16 protein-coding genes and 1 pseudogene are annotated in these 18,142 nt (G+C 70.5%); 8 read left to right on the forward strand and 9 right to left on the reverse strand.

What is annotated here, in order from left to right; genetic code table 11:
• Positions 1–123: 123 nt before the first annotated feature.
• Positions 124–1,596, reverse strand: coding sequence for a sensor histidine kinase (locus NGR01S_RS26485; RefSeq protein ID WP_084481729.1), 1,473 nt, complete (start codon positions 1,594–1,596; stop codon positions 124–126).
• A gap of 191 nt (positions 1,597–1,787) precedes the next feature.
• Here NGR01S_RS26485 and NGR01S_RS26490 point away from each other — a divergent pair, with 191 nt between their 5' ends.
• Both NGR01S_RS26490 and NGR01S_RS33275 read left to right on the forward strand, forming a co-directional pair.
• Positions 1,788–2,093, forward strand: a complete 306-nt coding sequence (locus NGR01S_RS26490) for a hypothetical protein (protein ID WP_063041459.1) — start codon at positions 1,788–1,790, stop codon at positions 2,091–2,093.
• Between the two features lie 168 nt (positions 2,094–2,261).
• Positions 2,262–2,330 (forward strand): annotated as a pseudogene (locus tag NGR01S_RS33275) (ABC transporter ATP-binding protein); the annotation flags it as partial.
• A gap of 109 nt (positions 2,331–2,439) precedes the next feature.
• Here the strand turns inward: NGR01S_RS33275 and NGR01S_RS32930 are convergent.
• From NGR01S_RS32930 to NGR01S_RS26505, 3 genes are all read right to left on the reverse strand, one after another.
• Entirely contained in the window at positions 2,440–4,518 is a 2,079-nt protein-coding gene (locus NGR01S_RS32930; RefSeq protein ID WP_063041462.1) for a serine/threonine-protein kinase, read from the reverse strand.
• Positions 4,519–4,625: 107 nt separating this feature from the next.
• Positions 4,626–5,288, reverse strand: coding sequence for a response regulator (locus tag NGR01S_RS26500; RefSeq protein WP_063041464.1), 663 nt, complete (start codon positions 5,286–5,288; stop codon positions 4,626–4,628).
• A gap of 130 nt (positions 5,289–5,418) precedes the next feature.
• Positions 5,419–6,660 (reverse strand): sensor histidine kinase, encoded by a 1,242-nt coding sequence (locus tag NGR01S_RS26505; protein WP_084481730.1) that lies wholly within the window; start codon positions 6,658–6,660, stop codon positions 5,419–5,421.
• A 165-nt stretch (positions 6,661–6,825) separates the two neighbouring features.
• Between NGR01S_RS26505 and NGR01S_RS26510 the strand changes: the two genes are divergently transcribed.
• The 4 genes from NGR01S_RS26510 (at position 6,826) to NGR01S_RS26525 (ending at position 10,866) form a co-directional block, all read left to right on the forward strand.
• A complete protein-coding gene (locus tag NGR01S_RS26510; RefSeq protein WP_063041466.1) occupies positions 6,826–7,560 on the forward strand; it encodes a hypothetical protein in 735 nt (244 codons plus the stop codon).
• 469 nt (positions 7,561–8,029) lie between these two features.
• Positions 8,030–9,322: an alpha/beta-hydrolase family protein gene (locus tag NGR01S_RS26515; protein ID WP_245664794.1), complete on the forward strand. Its 1,293-nt coding sequence runs from the start codon at positions 8,030–8,032 to the stop codon at positions 9,320–9,322.
• Positions 9,323–9,451: 129 nt separating this feature from the next.
• The gene (locus NGR01S_RS31800) at positions 9,452–10,381 is read left to right on the forward strand and encodes a hypothetical protein (RefSeq protein WP_063041468.1); all 930 of its coding nucleotides are present in this window, start codon (positions 9,452–9,454) and stop codon (positions 10,379–10,381) included.
• Positions 10,382–10,422: 41 nt separating this feature from the next.
• Positions 10,423–10,866, forward strand: coding sequence for an SRPBCC domain-containing protein (locus NGR01S_RS26525; protein ID WP_063041470.1), 444 nt, complete (start codon positions 10,423–10,425; stop codon positions 10,864–10,866).
• Between the two features lie 98 nt (positions 10,867–10,964).
• On the opposite strand, the gene gatA is transcribed toward NGR01S_RS26525, so the two are convergent.
• Positions 10,965–12,443 carry an Asp-tRNA(Asn)/Glu-tRNA(Gln) amidotransferase subunit GatA gene (gatA, locus tag NGR01S_RS26530; RefSeq protein ID WP_063041472.1) on the reverse strand — a complete coding sequence of 493 codons (1,479 nt, stop codon included), beginning with the start codon at positions 12,441–12,443 and terminating at the stop codon, positions 10,965–10,967.
• Complete coding sequence (gene gatC / locus NGR01S_RS26535) at positions 12,440–12,739, reverse strand: Asp-tRNA(Asn)/Glu-tRNA(Gln) amidotransferase subunit GatC (protein WP_063041474.1); 300 nt, start codon at positions 12,737–12,739, stop codon at positions 12,440–12,442. The genes gatA and gatC overlap by 4 nt, the downstream gene beginning before the upstream one ends.
• A 291-nt stretch (positions 12,740–13,030) precedes the next feature.
• On the opposite strand from gatC, the gene NGR01S_RS26540 reads away from it, so the two are divergent.
• Positions 13,031–13,681 (forward strand): ACT domain-containing protein, encoded by a 651-nt coding sequence (locus NGR01S_RS26540; RefSeq protein WP_039825984.1) that lies wholly within the window; start codon positions 13,031–13,033, stop codon positions 13,679–13,681.
• Positions 13,682–13,697: 16 nt separating this feature from the next.
• Here NGR01S_RS26540 and NGR01S_RS26545 read toward each other — a convergent pair whose 3' ends face one another.
• Entirely contained in the window at positions 13,698–14,033 is a 336-nt protein-coding gene (locus tag NGR01S_RS26545; protein WP_373861466.1) for a hypothetical protein, read from the reverse strand.
• A gap of 413 nt (positions 14,034–14,446) precedes the next feature.
• On the opposite strand from NGR01S_RS26545, the gene NGR01S_RS26550 reads away from it, so the two are divergent.
• Complete coding sequence (locus tag NGR01S_RS26550) at positions 14,447–14,650, forward strand: hypothetical protein (RefSeq protein ID WP_063041476.1); 204 nt, start codon at positions 14,447–14,449, stop codon at positions 14,648–14,650.
• Positions 14,651–14,687: 37 nt separating this feature from the next.
• Here the strand turns inward: NGR01S_RS26550 and NGR01S_RS26555 are convergent, their stop codons facing one another.
• Positions 14,688–15,935, reverse strand: coding sequence for an AAA family ATPase (locus NGR01S_RS26555; RefSeq protein ID WP_063041478.1), 1,248 nt, complete (start codon positions 15,933–15,935; stop codon positions 14,688–14,690).
• A gap of 73 nt (positions 15,936–16,008) precedes the next feature.
• Entirely contained in the window at positions 16,009–18,132 is a 2,124-nt protein-coding gene (ligA, locus tag NGR01S_RS26560; RefSeq protein ID WP_063041570.1) for an NAD-dependent DNA ligase LigA, read from the reverse strand.
• Between the last annotated feature and the right edge of the window lie 10 nt (positions 18,133–18,142).

Here is an 18,142-nt window from a genome sequence, read left to right on the forward strand (position 1 = left end):
CACCTCATCGTTCCGCCGGCGCGTTCGCGCTCGCGCCGGCGGTGGATCCGTCCGCGGTCGGCCCGGCGTCGGCGCCTAGGCCATCGGGCCGGCGGCGGGGTCGCCGGGCCCGGCCGCAGCCTCTCATGCCGGACGCGGTTCGTCGCCGCGGCCGGGGCCCGCGTCGCGGTCGGCGATGATCTCCGAGATGGGGCAACGCAGCCGGTCCCGGCTCGGGGTCGCGGCATGCGCGGGGTGGTCGTCCAGCGGGAACTCCGCGCGCACGAGCCACCCACCGGCCTCCGGTCCGATCCGGATACGACCGCCCAGCCCATCGGACCGGTGCCGCATCCCGGCGACCCCGGTCCCCCGGCCGAACTGTGGGGGCAGGCCGCGGGGGATCGTATTGTGGACGCGTACGACGGCCGAGCCGCCGTCCACGGAAACCGTCAGCTCCACCTCCGCGCCCGGGGCGTGCTTGGCGATATTGGCCAGCGATTCCTGGCAGATGCGATAGAGCGCCAACCCGACCGCCGCCGAGACCCCGGCCAGATCGCCGGTGAAACGCCGGTTCACCGTGAGGCCGGCATTGACGAAGTCGTCGACGAGAGCCGGGATATCGCCGGCACCCGGTTCGACCCCGGCCGCCGACGGCACCGAATCCAGCAGGCCGACCGTGCGCCGGATATCGGACATGGCCTGGCGGCCCAGTCGTTCGGCGTCGACGAGGGCGTCGGCCGCCTCGTCCACATCACGATCGGCGGTCAGGGCGTGCCGGGCGGCCGTCACGTGCAGCAGGGTCACGGTGAGCGAGTGGGCGATGACATCGTGTACCTCGCGCGCGATCCGGTTGCGTTCGGCGGCCGCGGCCTGCGCGGCCCGCGCGCTCTGATTCTCCCGTTCCTGGTACAGGAACAGCCGCTGATACTGCAGCATCACCCCCACCAGCCAGCCGAGCAGGATGCCGAGCGCGTACATGGGGAAACCGGTTCGCAGCGAGTGGTCGCCCCACAGTGCCTCCCCCACCAGCGCGAAGGCGAGCAGTTCGGCCGCGGCGACCACCGCCAGCAGGATACTCAGCCGTTTCGGTGCGATCGCCGCGATCTCGGCGATACCGACCATCAGCACGAAGGGGGCGAAATCGGAGTCCACCGGCTGGACGAAGAAGAGCGCCGCCGCGATCATCGTGGCAGCGAACAGTGGCAGCGGCCGCGGCACGATCCCGAACAGCACATACACCGGGCCGGAGGCGAACAGCAGCACCAGCGCGATTACCGGCAGTGCGGTGGGGAAGTATTCGTGCCGCTGCAGACAGGCCACCACACCGATGACGAAGAACGCCAGATCGGTGAACAGCACGACCTTGGGCGGATAGTCGAAGGGCAGTTCCCGTAGCGGGTACGGGGCCCCGGGGAGCAGTTTCGCCACCCCCGCGCCCAGCCGGCGTCGAGCGCGCGCCCACCCTGCGGGCCGGGTCGCGGCCACCGCTTCGCCCGGGTCCGTCGTCGTAACCGGCGGGGCCGGGGCGGGCGGGCCGAATCCTTTCTCCGCGCCACCACCCACCGGCTGCGCGCGGCCCCCTGCGGCGGCAACCCGTGTGAGGTGGCTCTCAGTCATTCGTCCAGGGTAAGCGCCCCCGGCGGCGCTCGGCATCCTGCTACGGCCGGTTCCCGGCTCCACCCACGGTAGGACAGCGATTCACATCCACGGCACGACGATTTACCGGCGCCCGATTCCTAGCGTGGAACACGAGGTCGCCGCACCACCGGCCGGCGAACACCCGGCCCCCGACCGAAAGGGCTCGGATCATGTCTTGGGAAGATCAGCACCTGCGCACCGACATCCTGCACACCGTCCTCGACCGCGCCGCCCTCGATCCGGCGCGACCGGACCTCTTCGACGACATCCCGCACCTCGACCGTCTGTTCGGCGGACCGCAAGGAGTGCTTGCGGCGCTGCGCTATCGGTGGAACATTCATGTGGACGCCAAGCTGGAGCTCGACCCGGGCCGCTGCTGGACCGCCGAAGAGGCCCGGCTCGAGCTGGCGAGTGAACAACCCGTTCTCTACGCGGTGCTCGACGCGCGCACGACGTCACCCGTGCCGGTGGCCTGACCGGGCCGCGCACACCGAACGAATGTCCGTGGAAGACCGGGGTGGCGATGACGCAGCCGGCCATGCTGGAACCGACCGATGTGGTGAAGGGAGTACCGGGTCGGCGAACGGCCGGTCCGGGCGCTCGACAGGATCGATCTGCGCCTGGAGGCCGGTGAATTCACCGCGGTGATCGGGCCGTCCGGATCAGGTAGGAGCATCCTGCTGCACATGCTCGGCGCGCTGGACCGCCCCGATTCCGGGTCGATCCGCTTCCAGGGCGATGAGATCGGCGATCTGGACGAGGACCGCACCGCGAAGCGGCACGACCGTCGACGCCTGACGCCCACCCGCCGCACGGCGGCGCTCACAGTGGGGCATTCGACCACCAGCGGTCGATATCGCCGCGGGCTCCCGTCCCCCAGTAGCGGACGAACAACAGCGAATCGCTCCGGGGCGAATCGGTCCTGGCACCGAAACCGACCACCATGTTCGCGGTGGACCGGCCCCGATCGCCGGGCTCCTCCCACAGATGCGCGGTATAGGGCTCACCGCTCTTGGCACCGGAGACCGAATCATGGGGCGGCAGGCTTTCGATCACCTCCAGAGTGTCCTCGGCATCCGGATAGGTGATGATCGTGTAGTCGAGCCGGGTGGCCTCCAGCGAGCGCTGCCGGCAATCCCAGATCGATTCCCACGGGCGGGTTTCCAGGACCTCGTCGAAGACCGGGACCGCTTCGAGTATCGGGATCTGCTCACCCGGCTCGTACTGACTGCACAGCGCGTCCTGATAGCCGAACCCGTCCAGTTCCGACCCCTGCGGCAGCAGGGTGGAGAACAGCCGCCGGGTGCGGTCGCCCGGCTCCGTCTTCGGCGAGTTCTCGGATTCGCCGCTGGTACCGGCGACCGGGCCCCGTTCGAGCGTGGAGGGCTGAGCAGCGGCCGGCGCGTCCTCGGAACCGGAATCGTTGCTGCCCAGCACCACCAGAACAGCCGCCACGATCACGGCCAGCACGATGAGCGGAATGAGAACGGCCACCGCGATCCACGCCGCCCGGTTACGCCGGTGCGCGGCCGGAGCCGGGTGATAGCCGTGGTACTGCCCGGGCGCCGGAGGTCGCGGAACGGCCTGCACGGGTATCCCCCCGGTATGCTCGCCTCCCACGCTCCGCGCCGCACCGGCGGGGCCGGTGTGTTCCACGGCCGGGCGCGGCGCCGGACCGGGCGGTGTCACGACCGGCTGCGCACCGGTGTGCTCGACATCCCCCGCCCGCATCGGCGCGCCGGCCGGAGCGATCGTCGCGCCACCGGGGTGCTCCACGGCCGGTCCCGGCGCACCGGGCGGCAGCACGGCACCGGCACGACCGGCCGGGTAGCCACTGTCTGCGTAACCGCCGGCCACGCCCGCGGGCCCACCCGACGCCCCCGCGACCGCTCCCGGTGACCCGGCAGGCGCACCGTGCGCTCCCGGTGGTCCCGCGGGCACACCGGGTGGCCCCGCCGGTGCCGGCGCGGCACCGGGAACGGCCGAATATCCGCCCGCCGCAACCGAATACGCCATACCTGGACCGCTCGCCTCGGTCGGCGGCACATAGCTCTGTGTGGGCGCCGGGGCGGTGAGTGCTTGTTCGGCAGCCCGCGCGAACTCGACACAGGTGCGGTACCGGTGACCGGGGTGTTTGGCCATCGCCTTCGCGAGCACCGGATCCAGACCCGGCGGCAGGCCCCGTCGTTTCACCGCGAGCGGCGGCGGGGCGAGTTGCAGATTGCCGTGGATGATGTCGGCGGGATTGGGCGAATCGAACGGCGCCATACCGGTGAGCAGCCAGTACAGCGCGCAGGCCAGCGAATACTGGTCCGAGCGGCCGTCCATGTCGCCACCGGTCATCTGTTCCGGCGAGGCGAAGGCGAGGGTGGCGGTGAACATACCGGTCTGGGTCAGCCGCACCGTTTCCGCGCGTAGTCGGGCCAATCCGAAATCGGTGAGGAAAACGCGTTCGCCCTGCCCGGGATTGGCCCGGGCGAGCAGGATATTGGACGGTTTCACATCACGGTGCAGGACCCCCATACCGTGCGCGTAGTCGAGCGCGTCGGCCACACCGGCGATGATCTGTACCGCTTTCTCCGGAGCCAGGGCCAGCGGGTTGACCGTGCCGGCGTCGGCGCCGTCGATGTACTGCATGCACATCCACAGGTGGTCGCCCTCCACCCCCCGGTCGTAGACCGTGACAATGCTCGGATGGTCGAGCGCGGCGGCGAGATCGGCTTCCCGTTCGAACCGGGTGCGGATCGCGGCGTCGGCGAACAGTTCCGGTTTGAGCAGCTTCAACGCGGTCTGTTTTCCGAGCCGGGGATGCCGGGCCAGATATACGGCGCCCATTCCGCCTTCGCCGAGCAACCGCTCGACGGTGAACCCGGCGAACACGTCACCGCTGTTGAGCAACACGACCCCCTTCAGGCGACCGACAGACTGGTGAGCCTACCGGGCACAGCGCGCCGTTTCCCCCGTGACAACGGGAATCAGGGCACTTCATGGAATACCTGGCAGTGCGTTCAGCCGGGGGTGACCAGCCCGGATTCGTAGGCCAGCACCACGGCTTGCGCGCGGTCGCGCAGATCCAATTTGGTGAAGACCTTGGACACATGTGTTTTGACCGTCTGCTCGGCGATGAACAGCGCCGCGGCGATTTCGGTATTCGACATCCCGCGCGCGACGAGTTCGAGTATCTCGCGCTCGCGCGGGGTCAGCGACGCCAGCGCCGGTGCCGGGGTGCGCCGGGACGCGCGGCGGGTGGTCACTTCCGCGATCAGCCGCCGGGTGACGGTCGGCGCGAGCAGCGCCTCCCCGGCGGCGACCACCCGTACCGCCCGAACCAGTTCCTCGGCCGGCGCGTCCTTGAGCAGGAACCCGCTGGCACCGATTCCGAGCGCCTCGTACACATAGTCATCGATATCGAAGGTGGTGAGCATGAGTACGCGCACCGGCGGATCGAATCCGGCCCCCAGGATCGAGCGGGCCGCGTCGAGCCCGTTCATCTCCGGCATACGCACATCCATCAGCACCACATCGGGTCGTAACCGCGCCGATTCGGCGACGGCCACTTTTCCGTTGGGCGCGTCGCCGACGACACTGATATCGGGTTGGGCGGCGAGCAATGCTCCGAATCCTTGCCGCACCATGGCCTGATCGTCGGCGATCAACACGGTTATTGCCACGGGCCCAGCTTAATTCCCGGACGAAACCGGCGTGCGCCGAGCGTCGGGCGGCGAACTCCGCCGCCGGAGACAGGATTACTCGCGCCCGCGGCGCGGTCCCACAGGCCGCAGCGCCGGCGCAACCACCGGATCAGCGCGCACCCGCCTGGGCGGATGCGGGCGGCGCGACCGCCACGGTGGGCGTGAGCGGCAACCGCGCGTGGACCCGGAAGCCGCCGTCGGCGGCGGGGCCCGCGTCGAGCCGGCCACCGACGGCGAGCGCGCGCGCCTGCATACCCGGGATACCGTGCCCGCCCGTCCCCCCGCCGGCGGCACTGCCGCCCGGGCCGTTGACCACGGTGAGGTCGACCTCCCCCGTGCAGGCGATCGTCACCCGCACCGGTGCGCCCGGCGCGTGCCGGCCGGCATTGGCCAGCGATTCCTGGACGATTCGGTACAGCGCGGAACCGACGGTATCCGGGATCGCGGTCAGGTTCCCGTCGAACGACCAGGTGAGATCCACCCCGGCGCGGGCCGCACCGACGAACAACGCGTCCAGGTCGGCGGCGGTCGGCTGGGGCGCGTGTTCGGCGAGCTGGCCGTCGCTGCGCAGCACCCCGAGCAGACCGCGGATCTCGTTCAGCGCCTCCCGGGCGGTGGCACCGATCGATTCGAACTCCGCGCGCGCCGCGTCGTTCACACCCTCCACCCGGTAGGGTGCGGTCTGCGCCTGCACGACGACCAGCGACATATGGTGGGCCACCACATCGTGCAGATCGCGCGCGATTCGCGCCTTCTCCTCCAGGATCGTGCGGCGGGCCCGTTCCAGATCACTGAGTTCGGTCTGTTTGCTGAGCTCGGACCGGGAGCGGATCAGCGACCGCACCAGCAGCGCGACGAAGACCAGCCCACCCAGCGACACCGGCCAGGCCCACGGGTCGGCGTCGATCCCCTCGGCCGACAGTGCCGCGCCCAGCAGGAGTGCGGTCGCCCCCCACACCACCGCGACCAGTTGCAGAGGTGAGCGCAGGGCCACCGCGAACACCAGGAAGTACAGCGCGACGATATGCGCCACCTGGACCGGCATCTCCTCCCCCGGCAGGTTCGGCACGGCCAATGCGATGAACAGCGCCGAGCCCGCCGAGACCGCCCAGCCCAGCAAGGAATTTCTACGCATCAGCAGTACCGGCAGCGCGGCGAACGCGGCGATCAGCGGCGCGAGCGGCGCGGGCACGTCGTGGGTGAGATGCAGGGTGGGCCAGGCCACCGAGAACAGTGTCACCGCGGTCAGGACCGAGGCGGCGTCGAGCCACCAGCGCAGCCCCAGACCGACGATCAGGCCCCACAGGCCCCGCCGCGGGCGTCCCGGCACCGCGATGCTCGTTTCGTTCATACCCCCGAGACTAGGAACTCCGGCCCCGGCGCACCTCATACCGTGGGGTGAATCGCGGGCGGTACGCCGGGGTTAGCCCCGTACCCGCGTAGGTCCCGGGGTCGGCGCACAAACCCCACCCGAGCAGGACGGCTCCGACCGCCTTCCGTTCCTAACGTTCTCGCCATGGCTGTCTCGAACAATGCCGTGCGCCTCCCGGCCCGGCTCTCCCTGCAAACCGCGCGGTGCGCGGTGACCGCCGCGGCCGGAGTCGCCGCGGCGGTATCCCTGCTGTCGGCGCCCGCGGCCGATGCCGCCGGTCTCGCGCCCGCACCGGACGCCGCGGCGGCGGTACGCGCGCTGACCACACCGGGAGCAGTCGCCACGATCCCCGCGGATTTCCGCGCGGTCGCCGGGTACGCCCCGGCACCGGTGGACGGGATGCTGGTCGCACCGCACGGATCGTGTTCCTCGCCGGTACCGCTGCCGGCGGAGTTCGAGACCGCCTGCCAGGCCCACGACCTCGGCTACGACCTGCTGCGTTACGCCGACCGCACCGGCGCCCCGCTCGGCCCCTGGGCCCGGCAGGAACTGGACCGGACCCTCGCCGAACAGATGCACACGGCGTGCGCGCAACGGCCGGAGCCGCTGCCGCGCGCCCGCTGCGTCGTGATGGCCGAGATCGCCGAGATCGCCGTGGACCTCAATTCGATGCGGCAAGACTACGGCGTACCGGTCGTGGAGGACTTCCCCCTGGCCGACACCGTCACCGCGTGGCTGCCGCGGATCTGCGGCCTGCTCCTGCTCGTAATCGCCGTCCTCTTCCTGGGCCGCCCGGTCACCGCGCCGCTGCTTCCGGGGATCGGGGCCCGCGGTCCGATCCGTCCGCACCACACCGTCCTCGGGGGTCCCCATGCCTGACACCACCACCACCGCCGCACCGGCCCCGGCACCGTCGCGCGCCCGGCCACGCGCCGACCTGCCCGGCCATATCCCGGCGCCCGCCCGGACACGACTTCGCCCCGATCCATCCGATGACGCCCCGCCACCCGGCCGGTCCCGGATTGGCACCGGCACGCCCGGGAGCATCACGTCGCTCTCTCGAACCCGATCCCGCCCGGACACAGCCGACGACAACCCGGCACCCGCCCGGTCCCGGCCGCGCACCGGCACTTCCGAGCGCAGCCCGGCCGCAGCGGAACCCTTCTCCGGTGGACTCGGCGATGCCCCGGCACCCTCGCAACCCTGCCCTGGCACCGGTCCGGCCGATAACGTTCCGACCCCATCGCGACCGAGTATTCGCAGGGGCCTTCTCGACTACGTCCGAACCCGGTGGCCGCGGCATTGGCCACCGGTAGCGACCACACTCGCCGTCGGTGCCGGGACGGCGGTGTCCCTGGCCCCCGGCCTGCTGCCCCGGACCGCCGCCGCCCAGGCCGTACTCACCGCGGTGGCCGTGGTCGTCGCGCTGGGCGTCGCGCGGGTCGTCCGCCTCGTGATCCGGCACACCACGGGTTCCGCCCCGGTCGCCACGCCGCGAACCCGGCGATCGGTGTTCGCGGTCACCGCGGCCGGCGTCCTCGGCGCGGTGGTGTACGCCGCGCGCTGGCAGCAGACACTGCGATCGGCGATGGAGGTGGCGCCGGCCGGTCCGGGCCACTGGGCCGGGTGGGCGGTCGGCGCGACCCTGCTCACCCTGGGGACGGTGGCGGTGGTCCACGGGTGCGGCCGGTTGCTCCGGCGGATCGGCTGGTCCCGGATGCTGGTGATGACGGTGGTCGCGGGCCTGCCGGTGGCGCTGTTCGCGGTCCCCGCGGCGGTGAGCTGGGGCGACCGAACCTATGCCGCCGCGAACGCCGCCCCCGAGCCGGGTCTGGTCGAGCCGGTGGCGGTGACCCGATCGGGGAGCGCCGAGTCCATGGTGAGCTGGTCGACCCTGGGACGCGAGGGACAGCGTTTCGTCAGCGCCGGGCCGGCGGGCGCGGTCCGGGTCTATATCGGGCTCCGCTCGGCGCCGGATCTGGCCGCGCGCGCCGCGCTGGCGGTTCGGGAACTGGATCGGGCCGGCGGATTCGACCGCTCCGATCTGGTGATCGCCGTACCCACCGGATCGGGCTGGGTGGACGCGCGGGCGCTGGAGGGTTTCGGTGCCCGATTCGGTGGCGATGTGGCGGTGGTCGCGCTGCAGTACTCGTACGCGCCGAGCTGGGCCACCTTCGTCTTCGGCCGGGATGCGGCGGCGGCCTCGGCGCGGGCATTGGTCGCCGCCGTCGAAGAGCGCATCGCCACGATGTCCGATCCGCCCCGGCTGCACCTGTACGGACAGAGCCTCGGCGCATTCGGCGGTAGCGCGGTGTTCGCGGGAGCCGCCGAGCAGAACCGCCGGGTGTGTTCGGCGCTGTGGGCCGGGATGCCCGGTGGGGGTGGACCCGCGCCCGGTGCCCGTACCGCGGTACTGGCCAATACCTCCGATCCGGTCGTGCACTGGTCACTCGACCTGCTGTGGCGGCCGCCGGACCTCACCGCCGCCCGCCGCGACGCGCCCACCCCGCCCTGGCTGCCCGTGGTCGGTTTCCTGCAGACCACCGCGGACCTGCCGGCCGCCCTCGGCGCGCCAGCGGGGCACGGCCACCGGTACGACACCGACCAAGGGACGGCACTGCCCGGCTGCGGCCCGGAGTGAAGCGCTGCGCCGCCCGCGCGGCGCCGGGTTTGCCGGTCGGATGCGGACCGTCTCGACGGCGGTCACGGCTACCGGGAGCGGGACCTGCCGTGCGGGCCCACCGCTCCATAACGCTTAAGGTGTCCCACCATGGCTTCACCCCGTAACGATCACCCGCGCCGGCCCCGGCGCCGGTTCCGGCGGATCTCGCTGCCGGCATTCACCGGTGCCGCGCTGTTCGGCCTGGTGATCACCGCCGTGCCGGCGCCGACCTCCGAGGCCGTCGGTATCGACGCTTCGGTCACGGCACCGGCCGGGCCGGCGGTGGTGGGTCTGACCTCGGGTGATACGGCGGTGGACGCCGTGGCAGCCATACCGCGGGATTTCGCGGACTACCTCGGCTACCGGCCGGTCGTCCGGCAGGGCGTGCTCGTGGCTCCGGACGGCAGTTGTTCCTCGCCGGTCGAGCTGCCACCGGAATTCGATACCGCCTGTATGGCCCACGACCTCGGATACGACCTGCTGCGGTACGCCGACCGCACCGGCGCACCGCTGGGGCCGTGGGCCCGGCAGGCCCTGGACCGGACGCTGCGCCTGCGGCTGCACCAGGCCTGCGAAACGCATTCCGAACCGGTGGTGCGTACCCGCTGCGAGACCCTCGCCGAGATCGCGGCCACCGCGGTGGACCTGAATTCGCGGCGACAGCACTACGGGGTCCCGGTGGTGGAGACATTGAGCCAGGTGGCCGCCCAGGCCGCCACCGGCCATCCGACCCGGCCCTGGTTGCTGCGCGCGGTCGCGCTCGGTCTGGCGACGGTAGCCGCCCTGGTCTTCGGAATCCGGCGCCTGCACCGGCGAATCAGGCGCACGACGGCACCCCGTATCCGCATTCCGGTCGGGTCCATACGGACCGGCCGCGCGACGGGTCTGCCGCGGCCCGCGTTCACCCGTCTCCTGCCGCGTACCCGATGGTTGCCGGGATGCGCGCAGCCGCCCGCGGCCGCCCCGCCCGACCCCGCACTTCCGGCCGGAGTGCACCTGTTGCCGGTCACCACGCCGCCGGCCGCCCGGACCGGCTGACCACGGTTGACCCGACTTGAAACACGTTCTAATTTGGGAACGTGCTTGTTGTGGACGACGTGGTCGAGGTGGCTGCCCCCGCCGAGGTGGTCTGGTCGGTGCTCACCGATTTCGACCGGTACGGCGACTGGAATCCGTTCATCAGCCGCTGCCGGGCGGAGCTGACGGTGGGTGCGCCGATCGATATGCGGGTCGAGCAGCTCGCGCCCCGGCCGATCCGGATGCGCGAATGGATTCGCAGCGTCACCGCGGGCCGGGAATTCAGTTACTCCATGAAACCGATCCCGCTCGGCGCACTACGCAGCAAACGCTCGCATACGCTGACCCCGCTGACCGGCGACCGCACCCGCTACGAATCCCATTTCGAGCTCGACGGCTGGCTCGCTCCGGTGGTCGGCCTGCTGTTCGGGCGCGGCTTCAAGAAGGGGTTCCCCGGGATGACCACCGCGGTCGAACGGGAAGCCGAGCGGCTGCACGCCCACTGACACGCGGTATCACCCGCCCGGCCCCCGGGAACGCCGAGGGCGGTGGCCCGTTCGGACCACCGCCCTCGGCGAACTCTCGCCGCTCCCGGCGATCCGCGTCAGGCGATATCGCCGCGGGCCGCCTCGTAGGCCGCGCCCACCCGGTACAACCGGTCGTCGGCCAATGCCGGCGCCATGATCTGCAGACCCACCGGCATCCCGTCGTCGCGGCTCAGCCCGGACGGGACCGACATGGCCGGATGCCCGGCCAGGTTGGTGGGCAGGGTGCACAGATCGGACAGGTACATCGCCAGCGGATCGTCGACCTTCTCGCCCAGCTTCCACGGCGTGAACGGACTGGTCGGGGACACCAGCACGTCGACCTGCTCGTAGGCCTTGTCGAAATCACGCGCGATCAGCGTGCGGACCTTGAGCGCCTGACCGTAGTAGGCGTCGTAGTAGCCCGCCGAGAGGGCGTAGGTGCCGATCATGATCCGGCGCTTGACCTCCGGACCGAATCCGGCGGCGCGGGTCGCGGCCATGACCTGCTCGGCGCTGTGGTGGCCGTCGTCGGACACTCGCAGGCCGTAGCGCATGGCATCGAAACGGGCCAGGTTGGAGGAGACCTCGCTGGGCATGACCAGGTAGTAGGACGCCAGGGCGTATTCGAAATGCGGGCAGGACACCTCGACCACTTCGGCGCCCAGATCCTTCAGCACGCCGACCGCGGCGTCGAAGGAGGTGAGCACGCCGTGCTGGTAGCTGTCGGAGTGCAGTTCCTTCACCACGCCGATCTTCACCCCGCGCAGATCACCCGACGCGCCCTGCCGGGCGGCGTCGACCACGGCCGGGACCGCGACATCACGGGAGGTGGAATCGCGCGGATCGTGTCCGGCGATCACCTCGTGCAGCAGGGCGGTGTCCAGCACCGTCCGGCCGCACGGGCCGCCTTGGTCGAGCGAGGACGCGCACGCGACGAGTCCATACCGGGACACCGTGCCGTAGGTGGGCTTGGTGCCGACGGTCGCGGTGACCGCGGCCGGCTGCCGGATCGAGCCGCCGGTGTCGGTGCCGATGGCCAGCGGCGCCTGATAGGAGGCCAACGCCGCCGCCGAACCGCCGCCGGAGCCGCCGGGGATGCGGGTGGTGTCCCACGGGTTGCGGGTCGGCCCGTAGGCGGAGTTCTCGGTGGAGGAGCCCATCGCGAACTCGTCCATATTGGTCTTGCCCAGAATCGGGATCCCGGCGGCACGCAGCCGGGTGGTCAGCGTGGCGTCGTAGGGGGCGACCCAGTTCTCGAGGATCTTCGACGCGCAGGTGGTGGGCATATCGGTCGTGGTGAACACGTCCTTGAGCGCCAGCGGCACCCCGGCCAGCGGCGAGGCCGGCACCGCACCGGCGGCCAGGGCGGCGTCCACCTCGGCAGCGGCGGCGAGCGCCTGCTCTCCCGCGACGTGCAGGAAGGCGTGGTACTCCCCGTCGACCTCGGCGATCCGGTCCAGATGCGCCCGGGTCACCTCCACCGAGGAGACCTCGCCGCCGTGGATACGGCTCGCGAGGTCGGCCGCGCCGAGCCGGGTCAGTTCACTCGCGCTCATTCGCCCTCCCCCAGGATTTGCGGAACCAGGAACCGCTGTTCTTCGGCGGCGGGTGCGCCGGACAGCGCCTGCTCCGGGGTGAGACCGGGACGGACCTCATCGGGACGGGTCACATTCGTCACCGGATCCGGTGACGCGGTGGCCGGGACATCGGCGGCGGCGACCTCGGAGATGGTCCGCACATGGCTGAGGATCGAATCCAGCTGCCCGGCGAACTGGTCGAGTTCGTCCTCGGACAGGGCGAGCCTGGACAGCCGGGCGAGGTGTGCGACCTCGTCGCGGGAGATGGCGGTCACCGCGAACCCCTTTCGGCAATAGTTTGGACTGCGGATCACAAGCATCGAACAGCCTAATGGTGCGGCCGGACCGGGTTGCCCGGCAGGCCGCGCGGCCGCACCCACCGGGCCGCGCGCGGGTCGGCCGTGGACCACGCGGCAATGCGAGGTTTGCCCTTTTCACACCATTCGTCACCTGTGACCCCGTTCGAGGCGCACAATTCGACTCGATAACCCTCGGTAATGGGTGTAAGGATGGGCAGACCGGGTATCCGTTGTAAGCCTCGGCCGCAGAAGGAAAGGGAAACGCACGTGTCTTATCTGCTCCGCGTGCAACTTCCGGATCGTCCGGGAAGCCTCGGGTCGCTAGCCGTAGCACTGGGCACGGTCGGCGCCGATATCCTTTCCCTGGACGTGGTGGAGCGTGGTGCCGGCTACGCGGTCGACGATCTCGTCGTCGAGATCGCCCCCAACGCCCTGCCCGACACACTCATCACCGCCGCGGAATCGCTCGGCGATGTGCGCGTCGATTCCATCCGCCCCTACTCCGGTGTGCTCGACACCCACCGTGAGCTCGAATTGATCGACAATGTGGCCAACGCCCGCGACGATCGGCTCCAGGTGCTGGTCGACGGGGTTCCGCGGGTGCTGCGGGTCGGCTGGAGCACCGTCCTGGATATGGGGACGCACGGCGCCTACCGCGTGGTGGGCAGTCAGAGCGCGCCGCAGACCCAGGCTGCCTCGGTGCCGTGGATGCCGCTGCAGAAACCCACCGCGCTCGACGGCAACGCCGACTGGGTCCCCGAGATCTGGCGCGATATGGACACCAAACTGGCCGCCGCGCCGCTCGGCCCCTCCAGCAAGGCGCTCCTCCTCGGCCGTCCCGGCGGCCCGGATTTCCGCCCCTCGGAGATCGCGCGGCTCGGCTACCTCGCCGGAATCGTCGCCACCGTCCTGGGCTGAGTCCCGCGGCGGAGAGCTACCCGCCGGTGCCCGGCTCGACGATGCGCCACCGATCCGGCCTACCCGGCGGATAGGCGACGGTGAGCGTGTCCCCGACCGACGGCCAATAGGCGGCGTCCCACACCATGCGCCCGTAGACCACCTTTCCCGGCTCGGACGGTCCGGACAGGTTCCCGGTGACGGTGACGAACTGCTCACCCATCGCCTCGGGGCGCGGACTCACCCCCGTCAGATACAACGAACCGATCTCCGCGTCCGCGGGCATACGCCCGCCCCTCCGCCCACGGAACACCAGCACGAGCATTCCCACCAGTGCGGCCACCATGATCGCCAGCATCGCCAGTTCGAACACCCCACCATGCTAGGCCCCGGGGCGTCGTGGCGGCCGGCGACGCCCGAGGCGACGCGATTCGGTGGCGTACGCCACTCTCAGGGGGAGGTCGCCGCGCCGGCGCCCGGGCATGCGGGCCCGGATACCCTCCCACCCGGACGACAACGACCTGGACCCGCGGCCGATGGAATCCGGTCGGCCGGCCGCGCACCCGGACAGGCCGCACCGCGGCCGGGCTCCTACCTCCCGCACCGGTGAACTTGTGCATGGGAATACCGCTGCGGCGGCGAAAATCCGGCCGCCCGGCCCGCCGGCCATCACTTCTGCGAGACGGACGGCACCGCGCATGAGTTGTGCGGTACGGGGTATCTCAGATCCACCGGACATGAAAGGAAGCGATCGTCATGCCGGAATCAACGATTCGAGCAGGTGCAATGGGTAGCCGAGTAGCAAGCCTCGTAGTACTGGTCTGGTTCGTGGCGGGGATCGTCGCCGCGTGGCAACGGGGCTATTTCAATGATCCACCGGAGCAGTGCTCCCACTTCGCGACGCTGGCGGTGACCGTGGTGGCCGGTCCACTCAATTACGTCGGCCTCAACCCGAAGATGGGCTGCAACCTGCCGGAACCCAGCCAGTAGAACCGGATCCCGGTCGTCGCCCGGCGGCGACCGGGTTTCAGGACACCGCGAGAGTACTGGCACCGCCCGCGGAACGCCGGACGGACCAGACACTGGTGCGGGTCCGCGCGGAACGGCCGTTGCCCCGGTCCACCAGTGCCCGATCGCCGGTGGTGTACACCAGTTGCGCACCGCGCGTATTGGTTTCCGGGCTCTGGAACAGCTGCACGAGCCGGTCGGTCTCCTCCACCGTCAGCCGCGCGCCGATATCGTCGACCACGAGCACTTTCCCCGCGTCGAGAGAGTCGAGCAGTATCGGTAGCAGCCGCAGCAGTGCCCGGGTCGCCGAGGATTCCTCGGCCAGCGTGAAAACCGGCTCCACATCGGTGTGGACGAGCCGCAGTCCGACACCGTGCCGCCCGACCATCCGGGTGTAGAGCGCATCGCGCGCATTACGCATATTGGTGAGTTCACGGGCCAGCCGAGTGGCGTTCAGACCGCTGTCCTGTTCCAGCTGCGCGGCATACGCCGCCGAACCTGCCGCACGATCGGTCTGTTCTCCGAGGACGGCGATATCGGCATCGAGGTCGCGCAGGTAGTCGGCGTAGCCGGGATCGTTCTGGGCGATCAGCAGATCGGTGATGCCGAGGTCCGCGGATTGCAGCAGGGTCAGCAGCCGGGCGGCGTGCTCGGTGGATCGCGACAGATGCGAACCCAGCCGCAGTTCGATCGAGTCGATATCCGCGGCACCGGCCACCACCTCGAGCATGGTCTCGAACCACCGGTAGGCCGGGACCAGCGCCTCGGCGTACATCTGCCCCGCCAGGCTCAACAGCAGGGCGTTCGGGCGTACCAGCGGCACCAGCGCGGTGATCCCGAATCGCGCCGGCTCGAACATCGGCCCAACCCGGATCGCCTCACCCTCGCGCTCGAAGACGATCCGTTTGCGGGACCGCGGATGACTGTAGAGCCATTCGGCGGCGACCTCGGCGGCATCCAACCGGAAACCGTAGGTGTAGGGCACGCCCTCGGCCACGAAAACGGCCTCGAAGTCGCTCGGCTGCCCGGGCAGCGCGAGATGCGGCGCCCGGACCGGGCCCGCGTAGGGATCCCAGCCGCTCACCGAGTGCAGCACCGCGTCACGCATATGCCCCAGGGCGTCGACCAGATTGGATTTACCGGCGGCCGGGCCGCCGTGGACCGCGGTCACCGGCACCGCGACCGGCGCGGTCGCGCCGCGGGTCAACCGCAATTCCTGTAGATCGGCCAGCGATTTGTGGTTGGACACCCGAAAACTGCGCAACATCCCGCCATCCTGCCGTGTCCGGACCCGGTCCCGCAGGATCGGTACCCGGTCGTGTCCTCCGACCGCGCCGCCGCTACTCCGCCGATTCGGCCTCCGCCACCGGTCCGGCCGCGACCGCGTCCGGACCGGATTCGAGCAGGAGGCGGAACCCGTCCTCGTCCAGGATCGGCACCCCGAGTTCCTCGGCCTTGGCAGCCTTGGACCCGGGCGATTCCCCGACGACGACGAAGGCCGTCTTCTTCGATACCGACCCCGCGGCCTTACCCCCGCGCAACAGGATCGCCTCCTTGGCGCCGTCGCGGGAGAAGCCCTCCAGCGAACCGGTCACCACAATGGACAGGCCATCGAGGGTGCGCGGAATGGATTCGTCGCGTTCGTCCTCCATCCGCACCCCGGCGGCCCGCCATTTCTCCACGATGGCGCGATGCCAGTCGACCGCGAACCATTCCGCGACGGCGGTCGCGATGGTCGGCCCGACGCCCTCGGCAGCCGCCAGCTGCTCCAGCGACGCCTGCTCGATCCGTTCCAGACTGCCGAATTCGGCCGCGAGCGCCCGCGCGGCGGTCGGCCCGACATGCCGGATGGACAGCGCGACCAGGACCCGCCACAGCGGGCGGTCCTTGGCCGCGGCCAGATTGCTCAGCAACCGGTTGCCGTTCGCCGAGAGGCTGCCGTTCTTGTTGACGAACAGCGCGACATTTCGCAGCCGGTCGGCGTCGAGATCGAACAGATCGCCCTCGTCGGTGATCGCGCCGGAGTTCAGCAGCGCGATCGCCGCCTCGTAACCCAGTGCCTCGATATCGAAGGCGCCGCGACCGGCCATATGGAACACCCGCTCCCGCAGCTGGGCGGGACAGCTCCGCTGGTTGGGGCAGCGGATATCGGCGTCGCCCTCTTTCTCGTAGGCGAGTTCGGTCCCGCATTCGGGGCAGTGGGTGGGCATCACGAAGGCCCGCTCGTCGCCGGTGCGGGCGTCGACCACCGGACCCAGCACCTCCGGGATGACGTCCCCGGCCTTCCGGATGGTCACCGTATCCCCGATCAGCACCCCCTTACGCACGACCTCGGCCGCATTGTGCAGGGTCGCCATGGAGACGGTGGAGCCGGCGATCACCACGGGTTCCATCATCGCGAACGGGGTGACCCGGCCGGTCCGGCCGACGTTCACCGCGATATTGCGCAGGGTGGTGGTGGCCTCCTCGGGCGGGTACTTGTAGGCGATCGCCCAGCGCGGAGCCCGCGAGGTGGAACCCAGTCGCCGCTGCAAGGACCGTTCGTCGACCTTCACCACCACGCCGTCGATCTCGTGCTCGATATCGTGGCGGTGCTCGGCCCAGTAGGAGATCCGTTCGAGAACGGCGTCCACACCGTGCACCAGCGTGGTGTGCGCGGAGACCGGCAGACCCCAGGCCGCCAGCGCACGGTAGGCCTCGTGCAGCGACCGCGGCGTGAACCCTTCGGTGCGCCCGAGACCGTGACAGATCATCCGCAGTCGCCGCCGCGCGGTGACCGAGGGGTCCTTCTGCCGCAGCGAACCGGCCGCGGTGTTGCGGGGGTTGGCGTACGGTGGTTTGCCCTCGGCCACGATCGCCGCATTGAGCGTTTCAAAATCCTCCAGCCGGAAGTACACCTCACCGCGCACTTCCAGCAGGTCCGGAATCGGAAACTCGGTATCGGCGTTCAGTTCGCGCGGGATGTCCTCGATGGTGCGGGCATTGAGGGTGACGTCCTCGCCCGTACGCCCGTCGCCCCGGGTGGCACCGCGCTCCAGTTTCCCGTTGCGGTACACCAGGTTCAACGCCACCCCGTCGATCTTGACCTCACACAAATAGTGCAGGTCCGGGCCGGTCTCCTCCTCGACTCGGGCCGCCCAGGCCCGCATATCCGCCGCGGAGAACACATTGTCCAGCGACAGCATCCGCTCGAGATGGTCCACCGGGGTGAAATCGGTGGCGAAACCACCGCCCACCAGCTGCGTCGGCGAATCGGGTGTGCGCAGGTCGGGATGGCGTTCCTCCAGCGCCAGCAGCTGCTGGAACAGCTTGTCGAATTCGCCGTCGGAGATGATCGGCGCGTCCCGCACGTAGTAGCGGAACTGATGCTCACGCACCGTATCGGCGAGCTCCTGCCAGCGCACTCGCGCTTCGCCGGCGGCCGGGGCGGGAGCGGCTGCTCCGCGGACATCGTCCTGTTCGATGGGTCCAACG

Origin of the sequence: Nocardia grenadensis NBRC 108939, from assembly GCF_001613445.1 — a bacterium.
Taxonomy (GTDB): Bacteria; Actinomycetota; Actinomycetes; order Mycobacteriales; family Mycobacteriaceae; genus Nocardia; species Nocardia grenadensis.

Excerpts from the sequence above, each read along its gene's own strand:
- NGR01S_RS26485 (WP_084481729.1), bottom strand. The coding sequence starts at position 1,596 with ATGACTGAGAGCCACCTCACACGGGTTGCCGCCGCAGGGGGCCGCGCG.
- NGR01S_RS26490 (WP_063041459.1), top strand. The coding sequence starts at position 1,788 with ATGTCTTGGGAAGATCAGCACCTGCGCACCGACATCCTGCACACCGTC.
- NGR01S_RS26505 (WP_084481730.1), bottom strand. The coding sequence starts at position 6,660 with ATGAACGAAACGAGCATCGCGGTGCCGGGACGCCCGCGGCGGGGCCTG.
- NGR01S_RS26510 (WP_063041466.1), top strand. The coding sequence starts at position 6,826 with ATGGCTGTCTCGAACAATGCCGTGCGCCTCCCGGCCCGGCTCTCCCTG.
- NGR01S_RS31800 (WP_063041468.1), top strand. The coding sequence starts at position 9,452 with ATGGCTTCACCCCGTAACGATCACCCGCGCCGGCCCCGGCGCCGGTTC.
- gatA (WP_063041472.1), bottom strand. The coding sequence starts at position 12,443 with ATGAGCGCGAGTGAACTGACCCGGCTCGGCGCGGCCGACCTCGCGAGC.
- NGR01S_RS26550 (WP_063041476.1), top strand. The coding sequence starts at position 14,447 with ATGGGTAGCCGAGTAGCAAGCCTCGTAGTACTGGTCTGGTTCGTGGCG.
- NGR01S_RS26555 (WP_063041478.1), bottom strand. The coding sequence starts at position 15,935 with ATGTTGCGCAGTTTTCGGGTGTCCAACCACAAATCGCTGGCCGATCTA.